The following is a 22001-nucleotide window of genomic DNA, read 5'->3' as shown; positions in this document are numbered from 1 at the left end:
GGGTCTCGGTCATCGACAGGGCCAAGGTCAGGCCTGCGCGCGCGTGGTGTGCATGCCCATGCGGGCCAGCAGGTCCTGGTCGGCCTCGACGTCGGGGTTGCCGGTCACCAGCAGCTTGTCGCCGTAGAAGATGGAGTTGGCGCCGGCCAGGAAACACAGCGCCTGGGTCGATTCGCCCATCTGCCGGCGCCCGGCCGACAGGCGCACCTTGGCCCTGGGCATGGTGATGCGGGCCACCGCCACCGTGCGCACGAATTCCAGCGGGTCGAGGTCGGGCTCGTCGGCCAGCGGCGTGCCCGGCACCTTGACCAGGTGGTTGATCGGCACCGACTCGGGGTACGGCGCCAGGTTGGCCAGCTGCGCGATCAGGCCGGCGCGCCCGGCGCGGGACTCGCCCATGCCCACGATGCCACCGCTGCACACATGGATGCCGGCCCCGCGCACGTGGCCCAGGGTGTCCAGCCGGTCCTGGTAGTCGCGGGTGGTGATGATGTCGCCGTACAGCTCGGGCGCGGTGTCCAGGTTGTGGTTGTAGTAGTCCAGGCCCGCGCCCTTGAGGCGCTGCGCCTGGTCGCCCGTGAGCATGCCCAGGGTGCAGCAGGCCTCCAGGCCCTCGTCCTTGATCACGCGCACCAGCTCCTCGACCTTCTCCAGGTCGCGGTCGTTGGGCGCGCGCCAGGCCGCGCCCATGCAGAAGCGCGAGGCACCGGCCGCCTTGGCGCCGAGCACGGCTTCGCGCACTTCCTCAGGCGTCATCATCTTGGTGGCGGGCACGCCGGTTTCGTGGTGCACCGACTGCGGGCAGTAGCCGCAGTCCTCCGGGCAGCCGCCGGTCTTGATGGACAGCAGCGTGGCCAGCTCCATGTGGGTCGGGTCGTGGTGCTCGCGGTGCACGGCCTGTGCGCGGTGCATCAGATCAGGGAACGGCAGGTCCAGCAGGGCCTGCACCTCGGCCACCGGCCAGGCCTGCTGGCGGGCATCGACCGATGGCGCCTCGGCCTTGCGCGGGGCGTGGAAATGCAGGGTCTGCTCGGTGGAAGGCAGCAGGGTCTGTGTCGTCATCGTGGGTCTCCTCAAAGTTCAAGCAGCGGTGGGGTCACCCCGTCACCGCCTCGCGTGGGCCCAGGGGCTGGCCCCAGGCGTTTTCAAACAGGATATTGTCCAATGCGCAGCGCTGGGCCCATCGCTGCCGCTGGAGCAGGGGCTGCTCGTCAAAATGGTGCACCGGCCCGATACAGAGCAAGGCCACGGGCTCGGCCCCGTCGGGCATGCCCAGCAGCGCCGCCACGGCCAGCGGGTCGAACAGCGAGACCCAGCCCATGCCCAGCCCCTCGGCGCGGGCGGCCAGCCAGAGGTTCTGTATGGCACAGGCGGTCGACGCGAGGTCCATCTGCGGCAGGGTGCGGCGGCCAAACACATGCCGCTCGCGGCCCTCGGCCAGCGCCACCACCCAGACCTCGGCCGCGTCCATCAGGCCCTCGACCTTGAGGCGCATGAATTCGCCTTCCCGCTCGCCCAGCGCCCGCGCGGTCAACACGCGCTCCTGCTCCACCAGCGCCTGCAGCCCGCTGCGCAGCGCGGGCGACGCCACGCGCAGAAAACGCCAGGGCTGCATGAAGCCCACGCTGGGCGCGTGGTGCGCGGCAGTGAGCAGCTTGCGCATCAGCCCGGGCGCGACCGTTCCCCCGGCGAAGTGGCGCATGTCGCGGCGCTCGAAGATGGCGCGGTACACGGCATCGCGCTCGGCCGGGGAGAAGGCCTGATCAGGAGTGGACTGGTCGGGTGTGTTCACGCCTTCTCAGTCTTCAATGCCGCGCTGCGCCGGGATGCCCGCCTTGAACGCGTGCTTGACCATCTGCATTTCGGTCACGGTGTCGGCCAGCCCGATGATCTCGGGCGGGCAGCGGCGGCCGGTCAGGCAGACGTGCACATGGCCCGGCCGCTCGCGCAGGGTCTGCAACACACCGTCCAGCGGCAGCCAGCCGTAGATCAGCGGGTAGGTGATTTCGTCGAGCACGACCAGGAAGTGTTCGCCGGCCATGATGGTGGCCCGGGCCTTTTCCCAGCCGTCGCGCGCGAGCTGCGCCGAGTGCTCCAGGTCCTGGCTCTTCCAGCTGAAGCCGTCGCCCAGCCCTTCGATCGGGATGCCGATCTGCTCGAACATGCGGTGTTCACCGAAGCGGGCCGACGGCACCTTCATGAACTGGAAAATCTTCACCGCCTTGCCCCGACCGTGCGCGCGCAGGGCCAGGCCAAAGGCGGCCGTGCTCTTGCCTTTGCCGTCACCGGTGTTGACGATGACGATGCCCCGGCGCTCGCCCTCGGGCTTGTCGTAGGGCTTCTCGGCGGGTGGCGTTTCAATCTGCATGGTAGTCAGGGCTCAGTTGCACCGTCTCGCCAATGATCAGCAAGCCGGGTTGGGGGCCGTAGGCCGGGGCCCGCTCGACCAGGCGGCGCAGGCTGCAGGCCACCACGGTCTGCGTGGGCCGGGTGCCGTCGCGCACGATGGCCGCCGGGGTGTCGGGGGACAGGCCGTGGGCGATCAGCAGCTCGGCGATGTGGGCCAGGCGCTGGATGCCCATGTAGAACACCCGTGTCTGCCCGGGGCGCGCCAGGGCCCGCCAGTCGTGCGTGGCCTCGTCGTCAGCCAGGTGGCCGGGCAGGAACACGCAGCTGGCCGCGAGGTCGCGGTGGGTGAGCGGGATGCCCGCCGCCGCCGAGCAGCCGCTGGCTGCCGTGACGCCGGGCACGACCTCGAAGGCGATGCCTTCGGCCTGCAGCGCCTGCACCTCTTCACCGCCGCGCCCGAACACATAGGGATCACCGCCTTTCAGCCGCACCACCCGCTGGCCCGCCCGGGCGTGCTGCACCAGCAAGGCGTGAATGCCCTCTTGCGGCACGGCGTGGTGGCCCAGGGCCTTGCCCACGTACACGCGCTGCGCGCCCGCCGGGATCAGCGCCAGCACCTCGGGCGAGATCAGCCGGTCGTGCACCACGACCTCGGCGCGCTGCAGGCGGTCCAGCGCGCGCAGGGTCATGAGGTCGGCCGGGCCCGGGCCCGCGCCGACGATGGAGACAAAGCCCCGGGCGCCCGGTTCATTCGGCATCGGCGCCTCCCGGGCCCTGGTGGAACACCAGGTCCTGCACCACCTGCCCGCCGACCAGGTGCTGGTGAATGATGCGGTCCATGTTGGCGTCGGTCACGTTGTAGTACCAGGTGCCGTCGGGCTGAACGCACATCACCGGCCCGCCCTTGCAGGCGGCGAAGCAGCTCACGCGGCTGCGCTTCACGCGCAGCTCGCCCTCGTGCAGGCCGGCGGCCTTGAACTTGTCACCCAGGCTGTCGAACAGGGCCTGCGAGGCGCCGTCCTGGGTGCAGCGCGGGCCGGTGCAGAGCAGCAGGTGGCGCTTGTAGCCGCCGATGTGGGGTTTGGTCACTTCTTCTGTCATGTCAGGGCTTGTTTTCACGGGAGGCGCAGGTCGCAGCGGTCGCCGATGCCGTCGCGCCACACCGAGACCCGGCTCAGGCGGAACCCCGAGAGGGCCGCGAACCGGGCGATGAAGGCACAGAGGTTTTCAAGCGTGGGAATGCCCAGCCCGGCCACCTCGTCCAGCAGGTGGTGGTCCAGCTGGCCGCGCACCTGTTCCAGCAGCGCCCGGAGCCGGCCCAGATCGACCACCATGCCGGTGTCGGGGTCCACGGCGCCGGTCACCGCGATCTCGCCCCGGTAGGTGTGGCCGTGCACGCGCGCGCTGCCGGCGGTTTCCATCTCGCGCCGCAGCGTGTGCGCGGCGTCAAAAAAGAAGCTCTGGGAAATTTCGAATGTCATCGGATTCCAACCATCTTGTGGGTCTGCAGGCTCAGCCGCCAGCGCGGGTCGCGCAGGCAGTGTTCGATGGCCCAGAGGGTGTTGTCTTTCAGGTCGGGGCCGTCCATGGGTTGCAGCAGGTGGTGCTCGAAGTCCAGCTCGACCAGCGCGTCCAGGTCGACCCCGGGCTGCGGGACCACCACCTTGAGTTCGCGGCCGGCGCGGACCTTGAGGGCGGTGTTCGCCTTGGGGCTGACACACAGCCAGTCCACCCCCGCCGGGGCATCGATCGTGCCGTTGGTCTCCACCGCGATCTCGAACCCGACCCGGTGCAGCGCGTCGATCAACGCGGCATCCACCTGCAACAGAGGCTCACCGCCCGTCAGCACCACCAGCTTGCGCCCCGCCACCGACGCGGGCCAATGGGCCAACACCTGGTCGGCCAGCGCCTGGGCGGACTCGAATTTTCCCCCACCCGTGCCGTCCACACCCACGAAGTCGGTGTCGCAGAACCGGCACTGGGCGCTCGCGCGGTCGGCTTCGCGCCCGGACCAGAGGTTGCAGCCGGCGAACCGGCAGAACACCGCCGCCCGGCCCGCGTTGCCGCCTTCCCCTTGCAGGGTGTAGAAAACTTCTTTGACCATGTAGCTCATGGAAGGGGCCTCGTGGGTGGCATGGGGGGTGGGTGGCGGGGGGCCGGGGGGCCGGGGGGCGAAGTATCGCGCGTTGACGCGCCCTGCCCGGCCCGATTCGGCCCTATTCGGCCTGTTCCTCGGCGTCCGCCGGTGCGGCCACCACCTCCTCGACCGGCGTGTTGAGCACCGCCTCGATGTAGTCCACCGGCAGACGGTGCTGCTGTGCCAGCACGTCCAGGCTCGCGCCGTCGGCGTGGTCGGCGCGCAGATTCTCCATCCAGCCCAGCAGGCCGGTGGAGAGCGAGCGCCCCGCTTTTTCACCCGAGCGGGTGCTGCCACCGTCGTCCAGGTCGTACTTGTTGGCGTAGCCGCGCGGCGTGACCATCAGGCCGTGCCGCACGAAGGTGTGGCTGTTGCCGATCAGCACCGTGGTCAGCATGCCGATGTCGCACTCGCTCATCTTGTCCAGCGTGGTGAACTCGATGCGCTCGCGCCGCCGGTAGGCCGACTTGACCACCGCCACCGGGGTGTCGGGCCGGCGGTGCCGCAGGAACAGCGCCTGCGCCTGCACGATCTGCTGCGTGCGGCGGCCGCTCTTGGGGTTGTAGAGCGCCACCACGAAGTCCGAGGCCGCCACCGCGTCCAGCCGGCGCGCGATCACCGGCCAGGGCGTGAGCAGGTCGCTCAGCGAGATGGAGCAGAAGTCGTGCGTGAGCGGTGCGCCCACCAGCGCCGCGCAGGCGTTGATGGCCGATGCGCCCGGCACCACCTCGACCTGCACGTCCGACTCGGGCGTCCAGCCGGCCTGGAACAGCACCTCGTAGGTCGGCCCGGCCATGCCGTACACCCCGGCGTCGCCGCTGGAAATGAGCGCCACCTTCTTGCCTTCGCGGGCGCTGGCCAGGGCGTGGACCGCGCGGTCCAGTTCCTCGGTCATGCCCTTGCGAACGACTTCCTTGCCTTCCAGCAGGTCGGCCACGAGCTTGATGTAGGTGACGTAACCCACCACCACATCGGCCTCGGCGATCGCGTCGCGCGCGCGCTGGGTCATGTGGTCGTGGCTGCCGGGGCCGATGCCCACCAGCATGATCTTGCCTTTGATGTCGCTCATTGCGGTGCTTCCATGGTGGGGGCGTGGTCTGCGCCCGTGCGCGCCAGCACGGCCGCCACGGCGGGGCTCAGCCAGCGCTGGAAGGCCAGACCGGCCGCCGCGCCCATGCTCACCCAGAACGACAGCGACAACCAGGTGGTGGCCCAGATGAACTCGCCACCCAGCTGGCGCAGCGCCGCCTGAGCCTCGCCCGTGAAACCGGCCAGCGGGTCGGCCACGATGTGCGGCGCGCCCACCACGAAGGGCAGCGCCAGACAAGCGACCGCCGCGGCCCAGCGCAGGGGGCTGCGCATCAGCGCCACCGACGCACAGGCCAGCGCCGCACCGCCCGCCGCGAGCACCCACCAGCCCTGGCGCGAACCCAGCCGGGCGGCGTCCATGCCGGGGATTTCGGCGTGCAGGCCCAGCGACGGCCAGAAGTGAAAACTCAGCCAGCCGGCCGCGGCCACCCAGGCGGCCAAAGGCACCGCGCGCAAGGCGCTGCCGCGCCACTGGCACACCGCCATCACCGCCAGCACCAGCAGCGCCATGCTGAACGCGTGCAGCACGTTGGCCACCCAGGTCCAGAAGTGGCGCTCCACCCCGTCGGCGGGCGCCCATGCTTCGGCGTCGGCGCCATGGTCGTGCGCCGCACCGTCCGCATGGACGTGCGCGGCCGGCGCAACCACCGGCTCGGGCGCAGCCGCCTTCTGGCTTTCAAACGCCTCGGCCGCCAGGATGATGGGCACGGTCTGCCACTGCTGCAGACCCGACTGCACACTGCCGACCAGCAGGGCCACGGCCAGCGCCGCCCAGATCAATGTTCGAAAAATCATGAGACTCTCCATGTTCAAAAGGCTGCAATCCGGTCAAAAGATCGCGCCAAAAAGCCCTCACCGAGCGAAGTGCCCCAAAGCCGGGAACGCGGTGGAACCGGCTCCGCCGGGCCACTCGCGTTGCCCCCTTGAGGGGGTCGCGCGCAGCGCGGCGGGGGTGCCTCCTTTTAATGACAAGGCTTGACCGTCACGTGGCGCACATCGTGTGCGGCGTTGTGCGCGATCGGGCTTTCGGCAAACGCCACGCCGTACAGGACGACCAGGCCCAGCGCGGCGCCGGCGGACAGCTGCAGCAGCAGGCTGCGCGTGGCGCTCGCGCGCTGGGCGGTGGCGATGGGGGCGGTGGTGGATGAAATCATGGCGTGCTCCGTTCAGGGTGGTTGATAAAGAAAACTGTCACAGCGGGCGATGGACACCGTGGCGTTGCGCCCATCGGCGCCACGGTGTTTGAATTTTTCGACCAGCAAGGCGGTCATGGGCAAGGCCTCTTCGTGGCCCAGCGCGCGGCCCCCCGCCAGCAGGGCCGCGGCCTCGCTGACCGAGGGCGTGCCGGTGTACCGGCGCACGGTCTCCGACGGGTTGGGCACCGGCACCCCGGCGAGCTGGGCGGGGGCGTAGAACGCCAGGGCCCAGCCGTGTTCGGCGGCCAGGGCGAGCAGGCCCGCCTCGTCGGCCTTGAGCGTGACGCTGGCCGCGGCCACCACCTGCCCGGCCTGCGCCCCGGCCTGCGCGAGCGCGGCCCCCAGCGCGTGCTGCAGCGTGGCCAGCGGCGTGCCGCGGTCGCAACCCAGGCCCACGGCCACGTTCATGCCAGCGCCTCCAGCGGCGGGCGGTACACGACCAGGCGCTCGTGCAGCTCGGCCCAGTGCGCGTCCGTCACGGGTGCGTGGGTGATCCACAACACGGCCTTGAAGCGCGCCAGGTCCACGTCGGCCAGGCGCTCGAACTTGTGGATGCTGGCGGGCAGCGGCGTGGGCCGGGTCCACCAGTGCGGGCTGCCCGCTTCCTGCACCACGGCCACCGGCTCGCCGTTGACCACGTGGGCCGACACACGCGTGATGTTGATCTTCGGCGCCTCGACCTTCCAGCCCAGCTCGCGGCCCAGGATGTCCACCGGGATGGTCTTGCCCACGTCCGAGGCGGTCGTCAGCACCGGCGTGGCGCCGAGCAGGGCGGCCACGGCTTCGGCCATGGCGTTGGCACCGCCCACGTGGCCCGACAGCACCGGGATCACGAACTGCGCCGCGTCGTCCACCACCAGCACGCCGGGGTCTTCGTCCTTGCTCTTGAGGTGCGGTGCGATCAGGCGCACCACGGCGCCCAGCGACACGAAAAACACCACCTGGTCGAAGTCGGCGAACAGCGTGGCGATCTCGTCGCGGAAGGCGCCGCTGTAGGCTCGCACGGGGTTGGGCAGGCCGGCCATCAGCGGCGCGAACTTGTCGGCCACACACACGCTGGCGCCGGGCATCTGGCGCGCCAGATCGGCGGTCTGCTGGGCGCCGTGTTTGGTGATCGCCACGAGGACGACGCGCACGGTGGTTTCGGGGGTGGTCATTCCTCGGTTTCCTCTTCTTCGATTTCGGTGCTGGTTTTCTTGCGGCAGCCGCGCTGCATTTCGCCGCGCTCTCGCCCGGGGTTCTTCACCAGCAACAGCGACAGGTAGTTGACCTTCGTGCCCTTGAGTTCGGCCACGTCGGTGACGATGCGTTCCACCGGCGAGCCGGCCTTCTCGATGAAGCGGCTGTGCGCCAGCAGGCCGCGCCGCTCCAGCAGGTCGATCAGGTCGTCCAGCAGCGGCTTGACCTTCATCAGCACCAGGGTGTCGAAGTGATCGAGCATCTTTTCCACCGCCGCGATGCCGTAGGCGGCCGGCACGATGGCGATGGTGTCGTCCTGCTCCGAGAGCGGCACCTGCAGCCGCGCGCAGGCGGCGTTGAACGAGGTCACGCCGGGCACGACCTCGATGCGCGCCCCCGGGTCCAGCGCGCGCAGCACGCGCGCCAGGTAACAGAAGCTGGCGTAGGTGGAGGCGTCGCCTTCAACCAGGAACAGCACGTCCTGCCCGCCGGACAGCAGCTCGCGCACCGTCTCGGCCGCCTTCAGCCAGTGGCGCGCCAGCTTCTCCACATCGTGCGTCATCGGGAACAGCAGCGACTGGTGCCGCCCGGGCAAGGGCAGGCCGGCGCGGACCGCGATGTCCAGCGCGTAGCTCTCTTTGCGCAGGCTGCGCACCGGGTAGGTCCAGATGGCGTCGCGCCGCTCCAGCAGCGCCCAGGCGCGGCGGGTGATCAGGCCCGGGTCGCCGGGGCCGAGGGAAACGCCGAACAGCGTGCCCGCTTGCGTCATGCCGCCCCCCCGGCCTGAGCGCAGACGATCCACACCGGGTTTTCCGCCGCCATGCGGTGCATGTGCAGGATGGGCTTGCTGCGCGAGGCCTGAAGCTGCAGCACGTCCCAGGTCGCGCCCTGCTCTTTCAATGTGGCCACGGCCATCCCCAGGTTTTCAATCGTCACGAAGTTCATCACCAGCCAGCCCTGCGGGCGGAGTCGTTTCAGGATCAGCGCGATCAGCTCGGCCAGCTCGCCGCCCGAGCCGCCCACGAACACCGCGTCCGGGTCGGCCCAGTCCTTCAGGCCCTCGGGTGCCTTGCCGTGCACCAGCGTGTGGTTGCTGATGCCCATGGCCAGGCGGTTGCGCTGCACGATGGCCGCGTCGTCGGCGTTTTTTTCGATCGCGTACACGTGGCCGTTGCGGCACAGGCGCGCCGCCTCCAGCCCCACCGAGCCCGAGCCTGCGCCGATGTCCCAGACCACGCTGTCGGCGCGCAGCTGCAGGCGCGCCAGCGACACCGCGCGCACCTCGTGCTTGGTGATCAGCCCCTTCTCGGGGTGGCGCTGCTCGAAGCTCGCGTCCGGCAGGCCCAGCAGCACCTGCGGCGCGCGCAGGCGGCTGCGCCAGAGCAGCACGACGTTGGGGTCGGCAAAGGGCATCTGCGCTGCGGCGCTGATGGCCATGCCGCTGACGATGCGCTCTTCGGGTTGGCACAGGCGTTCGGCCACGGCCATCTGAAAATCGTCGGCCAGGCCCTCGGCCACCAGCATGCGGGCGATGCGGTCGGGGGTGTTGTCCGGGCTGGTCAGGATGGCCAAGCGGTCGTGCTGGCGGATGTCGCGCAGCAGCGCGTACAGCCCGTGGCCGGGGGGCGAGCCCGGCACCCAGTCGCCCGCGTCCTTGCTGTGCACGGACGAGAACTTCATGTCCTGCCAGTGCAGGCCCAGGCGGGCGCAGGCGAGCTGCAGCGTGGACACGTTCGGCAGCACCTCGATGGCCTCGATGCACAGGCGCGACGCGAGGTAGGCCGCGATGCCGTGGCACAGCGGATCGCCCGTGGCCAGCACCACGACGCGTTGGCCCTCGGCCTGCGCGGCGCGGATCCACTCGGGCACCTGCGACAGCGCGCCGCCCAGGTCGCGCTGCACCGCCTCGGGCGCGATGTGCGCCGCCAGCAGCTGCAGCGTGCGCGCGCCGCCAATCACCAGCTGGGCCGCCCGCAGGTGCTGCAGCGCCGTGGCGCCGAGGCTGGCGACACCGTCGTCCAGCACGCCGACGATGCGGCATTTGTCGATCACAGGTTCCACGCTCAAGAAGCCTCCGCTATTTTTTTGCCATCGAAGTCACAGACCAGCACCTGCAATTCAAATTGATCGGGGTAGCGCGTGCGCAGGGTCTCAATGACCTTCTGCGCCAGTGCGGTGTGGAACGCCGTGCCCAGGCCCAGCGCGTCCATGCGCTCGCCGGCGTAGCGCGCCGTCTCGTTGCCGCGAATGGCCTCGCACACTTCGGGCGGCGCGCCCACGCCAGCGGCCAGATCGGCCAGCAGGCCGGTGTCCACCTCGGCGCGGCCCGCGTGGGTGATGGTTTCGCCCTGGGCGATCTTGGTCAGCTTGCCGACCATGCCGCCGATGACCACCTTCCTCAACCCGGCCTTCACCGCCGCGCCCATGGCGTAGCGCAAGAAATCACCCATCTGCACGAACGCCGGCTCGGGCAACTCAGGCATTTCTTCCATCACGAATTTTTCGGTGCGCCCACCGGTGGTCAGCACCACCACGCCGTGGCCCAGGGTGCCCGCCACCTGCACGCCCTGCACCACACTGGCGCGGTAGGCGGCGGTGGAGTACGGCTTGACGATGCCGGTGGTGCCCAGGATGGAAATGCCGCCCAGGATGCCCAGGCGCGCGTTCAGCGTCTTCTTCGCCATCTCCTCGCCCTGCGGCACCGAGATGCGCACCTCCAGGCCGGTTTCGTCCAGCAGGTCCTGCCCCACCAGGCGCACATTGGCCTCGATGTTGCGGCGCGGCACCGGGTTGATGGCCGGGCCGCCCACCGCCAGGCCGAGGCCGGGCATGGTGACGGTGCCCACCCCGCCACCGCCCGCCAGCACCACCTGGCCCGGCTGCCCGGGCAGCAAGCGCAGGTCGGCGGTGAGGTGGGCCTTGTCGGTGCAGTCGGGGTCGTCGCCCGCGTCCTTGATCACCATGGCGTGGGCGGTGCGCTGGACGCCGCTGCCGGCCACCCGGCCGTCCTGCACGGCGAAGCGCACCAGGTCGCCGTTGGGCAGCAGGCACTCGACCTCGCCGGGCACCGCGCCCGTGACGAGGCCGATGGCGGCCGCACGCGCCGCCGCGGCGGAACACGCACCGGTGGTGAAACCGGTGCGGGTGCCGCGGGGCGCGTCTTTGTTCATCATGCGGCCAGCTCCCTCGCCTCGGCCAGGCCCAGCAGCGCGTGGATCGCGGCGACCACCAGGGTGGAGCCGCCCTTTCGGCCCCGGATCACGATCCAGGGCACGCCGGCTTCCTGCGCCATCAGGTCTTTCGATTCCGCCGCCGACACGAAACCCACCGGCATGCCCACCACCAGCGCGGGGCGCGCGCCCTCTTCCTGGATCAGGCGCACGACCTCGATCAGCGCCGTGGGCGCGTTGCCGATGCCGACGATGGCGCCGTCGATCAGGCCCAGGCGGTGCGCCTTGCGCATGGCCTGCACCGCGCGGGTGGTGCCCTCGGCCCTGGCCTGCTCGATCACGTCGGGGTCGGAGATGAACTGGTGCGTGCCCATGCCGAAGTGGCCCAGGCGCGGCGCTGAGAGGCCGACACAGATCATCTCGACATCGGCCACCACGCGGGTCGCGCGCGACAGGACCGCGGCCAGCCCCCGCTCCACCGCCTGGGGGTGGAAGTCGGTCAGGCCGTTGAAGTCGAAATCGGCGTTGGCGTGGATCATGCGGCGCACGATGGGCCACTGCCCGGGCGTGTACGGGTGCGAGAGCACCTCGCGGTCGATCACGGCAAACGAGTCGTGCTCGATGGCACGGCCCGCGGCGGTGAGCTGCTCGGTGACGACGTTGGCCGTGTCAGGCGCGGGCATGGTCATGGGGGTGCTCGTGATCATGGGCATGGTGGTCATGGGCGTGGTCGTGCGCATGGGCATGCGCGTGTTCGGGCGCGTGGGGGTGTGCATGCGGGTGGGCATGGTCGTGCGCGTGGTCATGGCTGTGCGGCAGCGCGTCGTCGTGGTGGTGGCCGCCCATGCCGTGTTCTTCGGCAAAGCTGCGGTACTTGCAGCCGTCGCAGGGCATCAGCGCGACCGGCGCGTTGCGCCGCATGTCATTCACCCGCTGCTCCAGCAACTCGAAGATTTCGGTCTCGAAACCGAAGTACTTCGTGGAGACAAAACGCAGCGTCGGGTACTGGGCCTTCAGGTGCTCGACCTGTCGGGTGATGCGCTCCACCAGCGTGCCGTTGAACAGGTAGTACGGCAGCACCACCACCTGCTTCATGCCCAGCAGGCTCTGGCGCTGCACGGCCTTTTCCAGGCGCGGGTGGGTGATGCCGGTGAAGGCCAGATCCACCAGCTCGTGGTCGGTTTCCTCCAGCAGCCAGCGCGCCATCTTGGCCATGTCGCCGTTGGCCTGCCGGTCCGACGAACCGCGCCCGAGCACCACCACGCCAGTGGTGCTGGGGTCGGGCATGTCGAGCGCCTGCATCGCGCCCTTGAGGCGGCGGCGCAGGATGGCCAGGATCGGGTCGCAGGCGCTCAGGTGTGGCGCGTACAGGAACTGCACCAGCGGGAATTTGAGGCGGGCGCCATCGATGGCCTGCGGGATGTCCATCTTCGCGTGGCCCGCCGCGTTCAGGATCAGCGGCACCACCATCACGCGGCTGGCGCCGGTGGCGGCGCGCTTCAGGCCCTCGCTCATGGTGATCTCGGAGAACTCGATGAAGCAGACCTCGATGCGCCAGCCCGGCTGTCGCTGGCGCCACTGTTCAGCGAAGGCAAAGATCTCGTCGTTGCCAGAAGCTTCGCGTGAGCCGTGGCCCACCAGCAGAATGGTTTCGGTGTTCATGGAGCGTCCGATGTGAGGGTGGAAGCGGGCACGCTGGCGCGCCGAAAACGGTGGGTGAAACTGGCGTCGTACAGCTTGGATTTCGCCAGGGTGGTCCATTGGCGCGCGCCCAGCGTGGGGCTGGCGATCACCATGGACTGGCTGGCGATCCTGGCGTCGCGGCAAAGGGCCTGGATGGTGGCGACCGTGCCGCGCACAATCCGCTCTTCGCCCGGCCAGCTGGCCTTGTGCACCACCACCACCGGCGCGTCGGGCGACCAGCCCGCCGCCAGCAACTCGGCCGACACCTTGCCCAGCAAGGTGATGCTCAGGAAGATGCACAGCGTGCTGTGGTGCGCCGCCAGTTCGCGCAGCGACTCGCCCTCGGGCATGGGCGTGCGGCCTTCGACGCGGGTGAAGATCACGGTCTGCGTCACCTCGGGCAGGGTCAGGCTCTCCACCGCCGCGGCCGCGCTGGCCATGGCCGACGACACGCCCGGCACCACCTGGATGGCGATGCCCGCCGCGTCCAGCGGCTGCACCAGCTCGATCAGCGCGCCGTAGAGCCCGGGGTCACCGGTCTGCAACCGCACCACGGTCTCGCAGCGCGCGGCCTGCGCGATCAGCCAGGCACACATCTGCTCCAGCGTCATGTCCTTGCTGTCGGCGATCACGCAGCCCGCGGGCGCCCAGCGCATGGCGGCCTCGCTGACCAGCGAGCCCGCAAACAGGATGGCGCCCGCGCGCTCGATCAGGCCACGGCCCTTGACCGTGATCAGCTCCGGGTCGCCGGGGCCGGCGCCCACGAACCACACCGTGCCGTGCGTCATGCTTCTCCCCTTGTTTGAACCTGGGGCGCCTGGCACGGCAAGGCCACCCACACATCCCCCAGCGCGTGGATGGACAGGCGCCCATCGAACACGTCCACCAGGGCCTGGCGCGTCGCCGCCTGGGCACAACGGCCCTGGTGCACGACACGGCCGCCCGCCATCACCACCAGCTCGTCGGCGTGCAGCGCCATGCTGATCTCGTGCAACACGCTCACCACTGTCTTGCCCTCCTGCACCAGCGCCTGCACGAGCGCCAGCCAGTCGGCCTGGTGCGGCGGGTCGAGGTTGGCCAGCGGCTCGTCCATCAGCAGCACCTGGGCCTCCACGGCCAGGGCCCGGGCCAGCAGCACGCGCTGGCGCTCGCCGCCCGAGAGCTGGCCGAGCGAGCGGGCGCGCCAGTCCCAGGCCTGCGTGGCCCTGAGCGCGCGCTCCACGGCGGCGTGGTCGGCGGCGCTGGGCGCACTCAGCCAGGCCTGGTGCGGCAGGCGCCCGAGCATGGCCACGTCCCACACGGTGAGGTCGTCGCCGCTGGATTCGTTCTGGCCCAGCCAGGACAGTTGCTGTGCCCTCTGGCGGTTCGGCCAGTCGGCCAGCGGCCGGCCCAGCAAGGCGACCCCGCCGCTGTGCGGCAGCAGCCCGGCGAGTGCCTTGAGCAGCGTGGACTTGCCCGCGCCGTTGGGGCCGACGATGCTCGTCCAGCGTGCGCGTGGCAGCGCCAGGGTGATGTTGTGCAGGATCTGTGTGTCGCCCAGCCGTGCGCTCAGGTCGCGGGCTTCGAGGGCGGACAGCACCGGTTTCGCGGCCGTGCTCACAGGCCTCCTCCGCGCGCGGCGCGTGTGTTGCGCTGCATCAGCCACAGCAGATAGCCGCCGCCCAGCACCGCGGTGAGCACGCCCACCGGCAGCTCCTGCGGCGCGATCAGCCAGCGCGCCAGCGTGTCGGCCGCCATCAGCAAGGCGCCGCCCATGGCGCTGGCCAGCAGCATCAGGCGGCCGCTGGTGGTCTTGACCAGCGAGCGCACCAGGTGCGGCGCTGCCAGGCCGACGAAAGCGATCAGCCCAGTCTGCGCCACGGCGGTGCCGGTGGCCAGCGCCAGCACCGCCACCAGGGCGGCGCGCATGGGGCCCAGCGGCAGGCCCAGGCTGCGCGCCGTGGCGTCGCCCAGGCTCAGGCCGTCGAGCACGCGCGCCAGCAGCCAGGCCGCCAGCGCACACAGCGCCCACACCGACCCCATCAACACACAGGCGGTCCAGCCCACGAAGCTGGTCGAGCCGAGCATGAAGGCCTGCATGGCCTGCAGCGACTCGGGCGAAAACAGCAGCACCAGGTGCGTCATGGCGCCCAGCACCACGCCCACCACCACACCGGCCAGCAGCAGGCGCAGCGTGTGCTGCACACCACGCGACAGCGTCAGCGTGAGCAACACCGCGAACACCGCACCGCAGAAGGCTGCGCCGGTCAGGCCCAGGCGCACCAGCGCGCTGCTGGAGAACACGCTCACCGCCGCGCCGCTGTCCACCGTGCTGGCGCCCAGCATGCCGGCGCCGCCGCCCATCGCCGCCAGCGCCAGCGCCACGCCCAGCGAAGCGCCCGAGGCGCTGCCGAGCAGGAACGGATCGGCCAGCGGGTTGCGGAACAGCCCCTGCGCCACCGCGCCGGCCAGACCCAGCAAGGCGCCCGCGCCCCAGGCGCCCAGGGTGCGCGGCAGGCGGATCTCCCACACGATCTGCTGCGCCATGGCGGTGGCGGCCGGGTCGGCCTGCGGGTGGAGCAGCGGGCCGATCAGGTTCTCGAAACCCGCACTGCCCACGCAGACGCCGAGCGCGGCCAGCGCCAGCGCCACCAGGAGCAAGGCGACCACGAGCCAGGATGCACGGTGGGCATTCACCGGCCGGTCCCCTTCGCCACCCCGGCACCCGGTGCCTTCCCGGCCAGGCAGCGCGCCATCAGGCGCGCGCCCTCGGCCATGCGCGGGCCGGGCCGGATCAGGGAGTCGGATTCTTCGGCCGGGAACACGCACAGGTGCTGCCCGCGCATCGCGCGCATGCTCATCCAGCCCGGGCGCTGGTTCATGCCGTCCACGCTGCGCTGGCCGACCATGATCAGGTCGGGGTCGGCGCGCACGATGTACTCGGGGTTGAGCTTGGGGAAGGGTCCGAGCGATGCGGGCACGATGTTCCTGGCGCCCAGCCGGGTCAGCGTCTCGCCGATGAACGAACTCTCGCCGGCGGCGTAGGGACCGGGGTTGACCTCGAAGTACACCCGCGTGCCGCGCACGCTGGCCGGCAGCGACTGCGCGGCGGCCATCACGGCGGCGTCGATCGCGCGCCAGATGCGCTGTGCGTCGGGCACCTCCAGCAGCTGGCCGATCTTGAGCAGCACGCGCTGCACGTCGGCGTGGGTCTTGGGCTCCAGCGCCACCACCTTGATGCCCAGCGCGCGCAGGCGCTCGCCCGCGCGGGACGAGGTGGCCATCAGCACCAGGTCGGGGCGCAGCGCCACGATCTGCTCGATGTTCGGGTCCAGCCCGCCGCCGACCTGGGGCAACGCCTTCACGCTCGCGGGCCAGTTGGTGTAGCGGTCCACGCCCACCAGGCGCTGGCACTGGCCCAGTTCACACACCGTCTCGGCCAGCGACGGCAGCAGGCTCACGATGCGCTGCGGCGAACGTTCGAAGGTCACCACCACACCGTGGTCGTCGGTGATCTGCAGGGCGGCTCGGGCTGGCAGGGCCAGCAGCGCCAGCGTCAGCAGCGCCACAGCGCCCAGGATGTAACGCACCGGATTCATGTCGGGTCTTTCAAGGTCAGCGGCAGGCCTGCGGCCATCAGGGTGACGCGCCCGCACACGGCGGCCACACTTTGGTTGAGGCGACCCAGCGCGTCCACAAACTGGCGCACCTCGTGCCCCAGGGGGATCACGCCCAGACCGATCTCGTTGCCCACCAGCACCACCGGACCGGGCGCGGCGTCGATGGCCTCGCACAGCGCGTGGCCCGCGGCGATCACGGCGGGTTCGTCGAGGGCATCGCCGGGCAGCGCGGGCATCAGCAGGTTGGTGAGCCAGAGGGTGAGACAGTCCACCACGATCAGGGTGCGGGCGTCGCTGTGCTGGCGCAGGGTCTGGGCCAGCGCCACCGGCGCCTCCACCGTGGCCATGCCCGGCACCCGCTCGGCGCGGTCCCGCTGGTGGCGAGCGATGCGCTCGCGCATCTCGCCGTCCCAGGCCTGCCCGGTGGCGATCAGCACGGCGCGGTGCGTGGTGTCGGCCGCGAGCCATTCGCGCGCCTGCAACTCGGCGCGGCGCGACTTGCCGCTGCGCTGGCCGCCGAGGATGAATTCGCTGCGGCAGATGTCAGCCATGCTGCTTCATCCAATCGGTCACGATGCGGTGCATCTGCTCCACCCCGTCGGTCAGCGCCGCCGGGCCGGGCTGCAGGATGTCGGCCGACTTGATCTCGAACAGCTGGCCGTCGCGCACGGCGGGCACGTCCAGCCAGCCGGCGCGCGCCGCCACCTTTTCGGCACGGAACTTCTTGCCGCACCACGAGCCGATCACGATGTCGGGCGAGCGCGCGACGATCTGCGCGCCGTCCGCGATGATGCGGTGCTTGCCCAGCGACTGCACCGCCAGCTCGGGAAACACGTCGTCCCCCCCCGCGATGCCCAGCAGCTCCGACACCCAGCGGATGCCACTGATGTGCGGCTCGTCCCACTCTTCAAAAAAAACACGCGGTCGGCGTTTGCCAGCCGCCACCAGCGCGGCCACCTCGGCGCGGATCGCGTCCAGCCGCTCGCGCATGACCGCGATGCGCGCCAGGCCGTCTTCAGCGCAGCCGACCATGGCCGCCACCTGGAACAGCATGGAAAACACCTCTTCCACGCTGCGCTGGTTGAACACCGTCACCTGCACACCGGCGCGGATCAGCTGCGCCGCGATGTCGGCCTGCAAATCTGAGAAGCCAAACACGCAGTCGGGCTGCAGCGCGAGGATCTTGTCGATCTTGGCGTTCAGGAAGGCGCTGACCTTGGGCTTCTCGTCGCGAGCCCGGCGCGGGCGCACCGTGTAGCCGCTGATGCCGACGATGCGCTGCTCCTGGCCCAGCAGATAGAGCCACTCGGTGGTCTCCTCGGTCAGGCAGACGATGCGCTGCGGTCCCAGTTGCGGTGTGCTCACACAAGCTCCTCAAGGAACAGCGAGGCCGCGGCCTCGGGGTTGGAGGCAAACCAGGCGTGGAAATAACTGGCGCGCACCGGGCCCAGTGCGTAGATGGCCTCGCCGCGCCCGCCCGCGCGCTGCGCCTCGGTCCGGGACAGCGGTGCCAGCGGTGACTCGGTGATCGAGTAGTGAAAGGTGTGCCCGCGCAGCTCACCCTGCGCCGTGTCCCAGCGTTGCGGCCCGAGGGCGGCCAGGCGCTTCTGCATGGCCACGCGGCCGGGCAACAGGCCCCACATCGGGTGCTCGTCGCCGCCGGCGGTGGTCAGGGTGTGAAACAGCGGCATCATGCCGCCGCACTCGGCCCAGACGGGCCGGCCGGCCGCGATGTGCGCGGCCAGCGAGGCACGGCAGCGCGTGCCTGCCACCAGCGTGGTCGCGTGCAACTCCGGGTAGCCGCCCGGCAGCCACACCGCGTCGCACGCCGGCACCGGCTCATCGGCCAGCGGCGAGAAAAACTCCAGCTCGGCGCCGAGCGCGCGCAGGCTGTCCAGGTTGGCCGGGTAGATGAAACAGAAGGCCGCGTCGCGCGCCACCGCCACCGTGCGCCCCTCCAGCCGGCGGGCCGGCCGCGCGGGCGAGACCGCGTCGAACCGCACCGCCCAGCGCTGCCAGCCCACGTCGCCAAGCTGCCCCAGCGGCGTCTGCGCCAGCGCGTCGGCCACGGCATCGAGCCGCTCAACAGCGTCGGGCAGCTCGGACGCGACCGTCAGGCCGAGGTGCCGCTCGGGCAGCGTGAAAACCGCGTCGCGCTTCAAGGCCCCGAGCCAGCCAGCGTCGATGCCCACCGCGTCGCCCTCGACCGGCGGCAACGAACGCTGCAACATCTGCGCGTGTCCTTCACTGGCGACCCGGTTGGCCAGCACGCCCGCCCAGGGCAGGCCGTCCTGGTAGTGGCGCAGTCCGTGCGCCAGCGCGCCGAAGGTGCCCGCCATCGCCGAAGCGTCGATCACCGCGAGCACGGGAATGCCCAGGCGCCGCGCGAGGTCGGCCGCGCTGGGCTCGCCGTCGAACAGGCCCATGACCCCTTCGATCAGGATCAGGTCGCTCGACGAGGCTGCGTCAAACAGGCGCGCGCGGATGTCGGCCTCGCCGTTGAGCCAGAGATCGAGGTTGTGCACAGGGTGGCCGCTGGCGAGCGTGTGCCAGTGCGGGTCCAGAAAGTCCGGACCACACTTGAACACCCGCACCCGGCGGCCCTGCCGCGTGTGCAGGCGCGCGAGCGCTGCCGTCACCGTGGTCTTGCCCTGGCCCGAGGCCGGCGCCGCGATCAGCAGCGCGGGGCAGACAGCAACGGCGTGGTCCATGGCGGCATTCAACGTGGCGACCAGTTCAGGCCGACATACAAGGTACGGCCGGCGGTGGCGTAGCCCAGCACCGACTCGTAGGCCTTGTCGCTCAGGTTGTCGACACGGGCCAGCAGCTTCCAGTCGGGCGTGAGTGCGGTGCTGGCCGTCAGGTTCAGCAGGCTGTAGGCCGGCAGGCGCTGCGTGTTGGCCGCGTCGTTGAAACGCGAGCCGACATGCTGCACCTCGCCCCCCAGTGTCCAGCGGGCCAGCTGGGTGTCGGCGGTCAGCGTGGCCTGGGTCTGGGCGCGCCGGGCGAGGCGCAGCCCGGTCTCCTGGTCTTTGGGACGCATCAGATCGAGCGAAGCCCCGAGGTTGACCGTGCCCACCCGGGTGCCGCCGCTGAGCGTGACGCCGGTGTAGCGCGCCCGGCCCGTGTTGCCGTAACAACCCGCGAATTCGCCCACGCCGTTGGCACAGTTGCCGGGCCCGGTGACGTAGTCGATCAGGTTCTTCACCTCGTTGCGGTACAGCGTGAACCCGGCCCGGTCATGACCCGACTGGTAGCGCAGGCCGGTTTCGAAGTTGCGGGCGGTTTCGGCCTTCAGATCGGGCGTGCCGTAGAGGCTGAAGCGCTGGAACAGCGTGGGCACACGGAACGCGGTGCCGGCCGACAGCGTGGCGCGCCAGGCGGGCGTGAACGCAAACGCGTAGGCGGCGCCCCCGGTGGACTGGCCACCGAACTCGCTGTCGTCGTCGTGGCGTGCGTTGAGCTGCAGCGTGTGTGCACCGTGACGCAGTGTGTAGCCCAGCGCGAGCGCGTTCTGGTCGCGGTCGTTCTGTTCGGGGGTGGTGCTGCCGTTCGTGAGGCGGTCTTCGCGGCGCTCCAGATCGGCGCTCAGCGTGGCCGTGCCCATGCGCCACTCGTTGCGCAAGAGGTAGGTGTCGATGCGCGTGTTGGTGAGGTAAGGCGACGGCGTGGTTTCGTAGCGGTCGGTACCGCGAGTCACCCCCACCCGGGTTTTCCAGGTATCGCTCCAGGCCGCCGACCAGCTGAGTCCCACGGTGCGCAGGTCTTGCTGACTCTGGTCGTCCTGACCGGGAAGAAAGCCGTCGTAGCCCGCCTTCTGCTCGCTGTCGAGCAGCGTCGCTTCCAGCTCGTGGCCGGGTGCGAGCTTCCAGCCCAGCCGGCCAGAAACCGACTGGCTGCGGTAGCCGTCGCGGTCCGGGTTGCCTGAGAGCTTGGCGTTGAAACCGTCGCTGCGCTCACCCGAGAGGCCCAGCGCATAGCTCACCGCGTCCTGCCCGCCCCGCAGCGACACGCTCATGTCGCGCGTTTCGTGCGTGCCCACCCCCACGTGCACCGAGGGAAAGAAACCCGCCTCACCCTGGCGGGTGAAGATCTGGACCACGCCGGCCAGGGCGTCCGATCCGTAGATCGCTGCCGCCGGGCCGCGCAGCACCTCGATGCGCTCGACCTGCGCCAAGGGGATCGCGTTCCAGCTGGCGCCGCCGGTGGACTGCGAATCCACGCGGACCCCGTCCACAAACACAGCTGTGAAACGCGTCTCGGCGCCGCGCAGGTACACGCTGGTGGTCGAAGCGGGGCCGCCATTGCGGGTCACGGTGATGCCGGGCACCCGCGACAGCACATCGGCCAGACCATTGGCGCCGCTGCGCTCGATCTGTTCGCGGTCAACGATGGAAACGTCGGCCACCACATCGGCCACAGGAACGGCAGACCGCGTGGCGGTGACCATGGTTTCAGGCAGTTCCGTGGCGGTGGAGGTTCCGGAAGTCTGGGCGTGGGAAGACAGGGCCAGGATGGCCAGGGGCAGCACGGCCAGGGGCGCGCGCAGGTTGCGGTTTTTCATGAAAGCAGAACGAACGATGATGTGCTCTCACCGTCTTCCCCGACGGTGCCTGAGCGTCACGGCAGCGCGCCAACGACTGGACGCACCACCACCTCGTTGGCCGGTATCCGGGCTGGCAGAACGACCTTCATCACCTTCCCAGACAGCGCGAGCCGTCCAGTGGTTGTGAGATGAAAGCGGAGTGGCCTGAAGACCTCAGGCATCTCGTCTGCTTACCGTTGCGGGGGCAGCGCAGGTTAGGTCGGTCCGTGTGGACTTTCCCTCCTGCTTCCCGTTGAACTGCGGCATGTGAACCACACCGCGAGCACCAACAGCGCGCATTGTAATCGCGCGGCCCTTGCCGCAACCCTACAATGTGGCAGCAACATGTCGTAACCATGGCCGATCCCAATCACCTTGACCAGATCACCGAACGCGTAGAGCGGCTGCTGCTGCGACACGAGGAGCTGCAGCGCACCAACGCCCTGCTGCACGAGCAGGTGCAGGCCCTGCAGGCCGAACGGGACTCGCTCAAGTCGCGCCTGAACGCCGCGCGCGCCCGCATCGACGCCCTGCTCGACCGGCTGCCCGCATCGGCCACCGAAGTCCTGACGACCCAGAACAAGGATCGCGAATGAACAAGCCGGCCAGCAAACAGATTGAAGTCCAGATCATGGGTCAGAGCTACCTGCTGGCCTGCCCTGTGGGTGGCGAGTCGGCCCTGCTCGACGCCGTGGAGCGGGTCGACACCGCCATGTGCCGCATCCGCGATGCCGGCAAGATGAAGGCCCGCGACCGCATCGCCGTGCTGGCCTCGCTGAATCTCGCCTTCGAGCTGTCGCAAAAAGAGTCACAACATTTTGAACAGCCCGTGTTCGGCCACACCGAGTCCGGCGCGCTGACCGAGCCCACCCAGGCCCTGGGCAGCGCGAACAACGATCCGGCCGCGCAGGCGCGCATGGACGAGCTCATTCGCCGCCTCGACCAGACCCTGGGCAGCGACGGCCAGCTGCTCTGACGACCATTCGGCGGCGCGCAAGTTTTTATGGACCGGCG

Annotated in this window: 27 protein-coding genes and 1 riboswitch; of the genes, 2 read left to right on the top strand and 25 right to left on the bottom strand. The window is 70.3% G+C overall.

Going from position 1 to position 22001, the window contains the following annotated elements:
* Positions 1–27: 27 nt before the first annotated feature.
* The 25 genes from bioB to AC23D4_RS03015 all read right to left on the bottom strand — a co-directional run bounded on the left by bioB (position 28) and on the right by AC23D4_RS03015 (position 20966).
* A complete protein-coding gene (bioB, locus tag AC23D4_RS03135; RefSeq protein WP_472887179.1) occupies positions 28–1062 on the bottom strand; it encodes a biotin synthase BioB in 1035 nt (344 codons plus the stop codon).
* Positions 1063–1096: 34 nt separating this feature from the next.
* Positions 1097–1792, bottom strand: coding sequence for a 5,6-dimethylbenzimidazole synthase (gene bluB, locus AC23D4_RS03130; RefSeq protein WP_472887180.1), 696 nt, complete (start codon positions 1790–1792; stop codon positions 1097–1099).
* Between the two features lie 6 nt (positions 1793–1798).
* The gene (gene cobO, locus AC23D4_RS03125) at positions 1799–2368 is read right to left on the bottom strand and encodes a cob(I)yrinic acid a,c-diamide adenosyltransferase (RefSeq protein WP_472887181.1); all 570 of its coding nucleotides are present in this window, start codon (positions 2366–2368) and stop codon (positions 1799–1801) included.
* On the bottom strand, positions 2358–3107 hold the full coding sequence (gene cobA / locus AC23D4_RS03120) for a uroporphyrinogen-III C-methyltransferase (RefSeq protein WP_472887182.1): 750 nt from the start codon (positions 3105–3107) through the stop codon (positions 2358–2360). Before cobA ends, cobO begins: the two co-directional genes overlap by 11 nt.
* A complete protein-coding gene (locus AC23D4_RS03115; protein ID WP_472887183.1) occupies positions 3097–3450 on the bottom strand; it encodes a (2Fe-2S) ferredoxin domain-containing protein in 354 nt (117 codons plus the stop codon). The genes cobA and AC23D4_RS03115 overlap by 11 nt, the downstream gene beginning before the upstream one ends.
* Before the next feature lie 14 nt (positions 3451–3464).
* On the bottom strand, positions 3465–3830 hold the full coding sequence (locus tag AC23D4_RS03110) for a 6-carboxytetrahydropterin synthase (protein WP_472887184.1): 366 nt from the start codon (positions 3828–3830) through the stop codon (positions 3465–3467).
* A complete protein-coding gene (gene queE / locus AC23D4_RS03105) occupies positions 3827–4462 on the bottom strand; it encodes a 7-carboxy-7-deazaguanine synthase (protein WP_472887185.1) in 636 nt (211 codons plus the stop codon). Before queE ends, AC23D4_RS03110 begins: the two co-directional genes overlap by 4 nt.
* Positions 4463–4565: 103 nt before the next feature.
* The gene (cobJ, locus tag AC23D4_RS03100; RefSeq protein ID WP_472887186.1) at positions 4566–5555 is read right to left on the bottom strand and encodes a precorrin-3B C(17)-methyltransferase; all 990 of its coding nucleotides are present in this window, start codon (positions 5553–5555) and stop codon (positions 4566–4568) included.
* The gene (locus AC23D4_RS03095; protein ID WP_472887187.1) at positions 5552–6370 is read right to left on the bottom strand and encodes a CbtA family protein; all 819 of its coding nucleotides are present in this window, start codon (positions 6368–6370) and stop codon (positions 5552–5554) included. Before AC23D4_RS03095 ends, cobJ begins: the two co-directional genes overlap by 4 nt.
* Positions 6371–6537: 167 nt before the next feature.
* On the bottom strand, positions 6538–6729 hold the full coding sequence (locus AC23D4_RS03090; RefSeq protein WP_472887188.1) for a CbtB domain-containing protein: 192 nt from the start codon (positions 6727–6729) through the stop codon (positions 6538–6540).
* A gap of 12 nt (positions 6730–6741) precedes the next feature.
* The gene (locus AC23D4_RS03085) at positions 6742–7179 is read right to left on the bottom strand and encodes a cobalamin biosynthesis protein (RefSeq protein WP_472887189.1); all 438 of its coding nucleotides are present in this window, start codon (positions 7177–7179) and stop codon (positions 6742–6744) included.
* Entirely contained in the window at positions 7176–7928 is a 753-nt protein-coding gene (locus AC23D4_RS03080; protein WP_472887190.1) for a cobalamin biosynthesis central domain-containing protein, read from the bottom strand. Before AC23D4_RS03080 ends, AC23D4_RS03085 begins: the two co-directional genes overlap by 4 nt.
* Positions 7925–8719 carry a precorrin-2 C(20)-methyltransferase gene (cobI, locus tag AC23D4_RS03075; protein WP_472887191.1) on the bottom strand — a complete coding sequence of 265 codons (795 nt, stop codon included), beginning with the start codon at positions 8717–8719 and terminating at the stop codon, positions 7925–7927. The genes AC23D4_RS03080 and cobI overlap by 4 nt, the downstream gene beginning before the upstream one ends.
* Positions 8716–10011, bottom strand: coding sequence for a precorrin-6y C5,15-methyltransferase (decarboxylating) subunit CbiE (gene cbiE / locus AC23D4_RS03070; protein WP_472887373.1), 1296 nt, complete (start codon positions 10009–10011; stop codon positions 8716–8718). The genes cobI and cbiE overlap by 4 nt, the downstream gene beginning before the upstream one ends.
* 2 nt (positions 10012–10013) lie before the next feature.
* Entirely contained in the window at positions 10014–11123 is a 1110-nt protein-coding gene (locus AC23D4_RS03065; RefSeq protein ID WP_472887192.1) for a cobalt-precorrin-5B (C(1))-methyltransferase, read from the bottom strand.
* On the bottom strand, positions 11120–11842 hold the full coding sequence (locus AC23D4_RS03060) for a precorrin-8X methylmutase (RefSeq protein ID WP_472887193.1): 723 nt from the start codon (positions 11840–11842) through the stop codon (positions 11120–11122). Before AC23D4_RS03060 ends, AC23D4_RS03065 begins: the two co-directional genes overlap by 4 nt.
* A complete protein-coding gene (locus AC23D4_RS03055) occupies positions 11790–12782 on the bottom strand; it encodes a sirohydrochlorin chelatase (RefSeq protein ID WP_472887194.1) in 993 nt (330 codons plus the stop codon). Before AC23D4_RS03055 ends, AC23D4_RS03060 begins: the two co-directional genes overlap by 53 nt.
* Complete coding sequence (cobM, locus tag AC23D4_RS03050; protein WP_472887195.1) at positions 12779–13591, bottom strand: precorrin-4 C(11)-methyltransferase; 813 nt, start codon at positions 13589–13591, stop codon at positions 12779–12781. Before cobM ends, AC23D4_RS03055 begins: the two co-directional genes overlap by 4 nt.
* Positions 13588–14403, bottom strand: coding sequence for an ABC transporter ATP-binding protein (locus AC23D4_RS03045; protein ID WP_472887196.1), 816 nt, complete (start codon positions 14401–14403; stop codon positions 13588–13590). The genes cobM and AC23D4_RS03045 overlap by 4 nt, the downstream gene beginning before the upstream one ends.
* On the bottom strand, positions 14400–15479 hold the full coding sequence (locus tag AC23D4_RS03040) for a FecCD family ABC transporter permease (RefSeq protein WP_472887197.1): 1080 nt from the start codon (positions 15477–15479) through the stop codon (positions 14400–14402). Before AC23D4_RS03040 ends, AC23D4_RS03045 begins: the two co-directional genes overlap by 4 nt.
* Complete coding sequence (locus AC23D4_RS03035) at positions 15476–16381, bottom strand: ABC transporter substrate-binding protein (RefSeq protein ID WP_472887198.1); 906 nt, start codon at positions 16379–16381, stop codon at positions 15476–15478. The genes AC23D4_RS03040 and AC23D4_RS03035 overlap by 4 nt, the downstream gene beginning before the upstream one ends.
* Complete coding sequence (locus tag AC23D4_RS03030) at positions 16378–16953, bottom strand: bifunctional adenosylcobinamide kinase/adenosylcobinamide-phosphate guanylyltransferase (protein ID WP_472887199.1); 576 nt, start codon at positions 16951–16953, stop codon at positions 16378–16380. The genes AC23D4_RS03035 and AC23D4_RS03030 overlap by 4 nt, the downstream gene beginning before the upstream one ends.
* Positions 16946–17767 (bottom strand): ABC transporter substrate-binding protein, encoded by an 822-nt coding sequence (locus AC23D4_RS03025; protein WP_472887200.1) that lies wholly within the window; start codon positions 17765–17767, stop codon positions 16946–16948. Before AC23D4_RS03025 ends, AC23D4_RS03030 begins: the two co-directional genes overlap by 8 nt.
* Entirely contained in the window at positions 17764–19113 is a 1350-nt protein-coding gene (locus AC23D4_RS03020; protein ID WP_472887201.1) for a cobyrinic acid a,c-diamide synthase CobB, read from the bottom strand. The genes AC23D4_RS03025 and AC23D4_RS03020 overlap by 4 nt, the downstream gene beginning before the upstream one ends.
* 8 nt (positions 19114–19121) lie before the next feature.
* Complete coding sequence (locus tag AC23D4_RS03015) at positions 19122–20966, bottom strand: TonB-dependent receptor domain-containing protein (RefSeq protein ID WP_472887202.1); 1845 nt, start codon at positions 20964–20966, stop codon at positions 19122–19124.
* An 81-nt stretch (positions 20967–21047) separates the two neighbouring features.
* A riboswitch (cobalamin riboswitch) is annotated at positions 21048–21293 on the bottom strand.
* Between the two features lie 50 nt (positions 21294–21343).
* On the opposite strand from AC23D4_RS03015, the gene AC23D4_RS03010 reads away from it, so the two are divergent.
* The gene (locus AC23D4_RS03010; RefSeq protein WP_472887203.1) at positions 21344–21583 is read left to right on the top strand and encodes a DUF904 domain-containing protein; all 240 of its coding nucleotides are present in this window, start codon (positions 21344–21346) and stop codon (positions 21581–21583) included.
* Entirely contained in the window at positions 21580–21963 is a 384-nt protein-coding gene (locus tag AC23D4_RS03005) for a cell division protein ZapA (protein ID WP_472887204.1), read from the top strand. Before AC23D4_RS03010 ends, AC23D4_RS03005 begins: the two co-directional genes overlap by 4 nt.
* The last annotated feature ends 38 nt before the right edge of the window (positions 21964–22001 follow it).

This window comes from Hydrogenophaga sp. L76 (genome assembly GCF_057654755.1).
The sequence above is the reverse complement of the archived record's forward strand: the minus strand, read 5'-3'. Positions and strand labels throughout refer to the sequence as shown.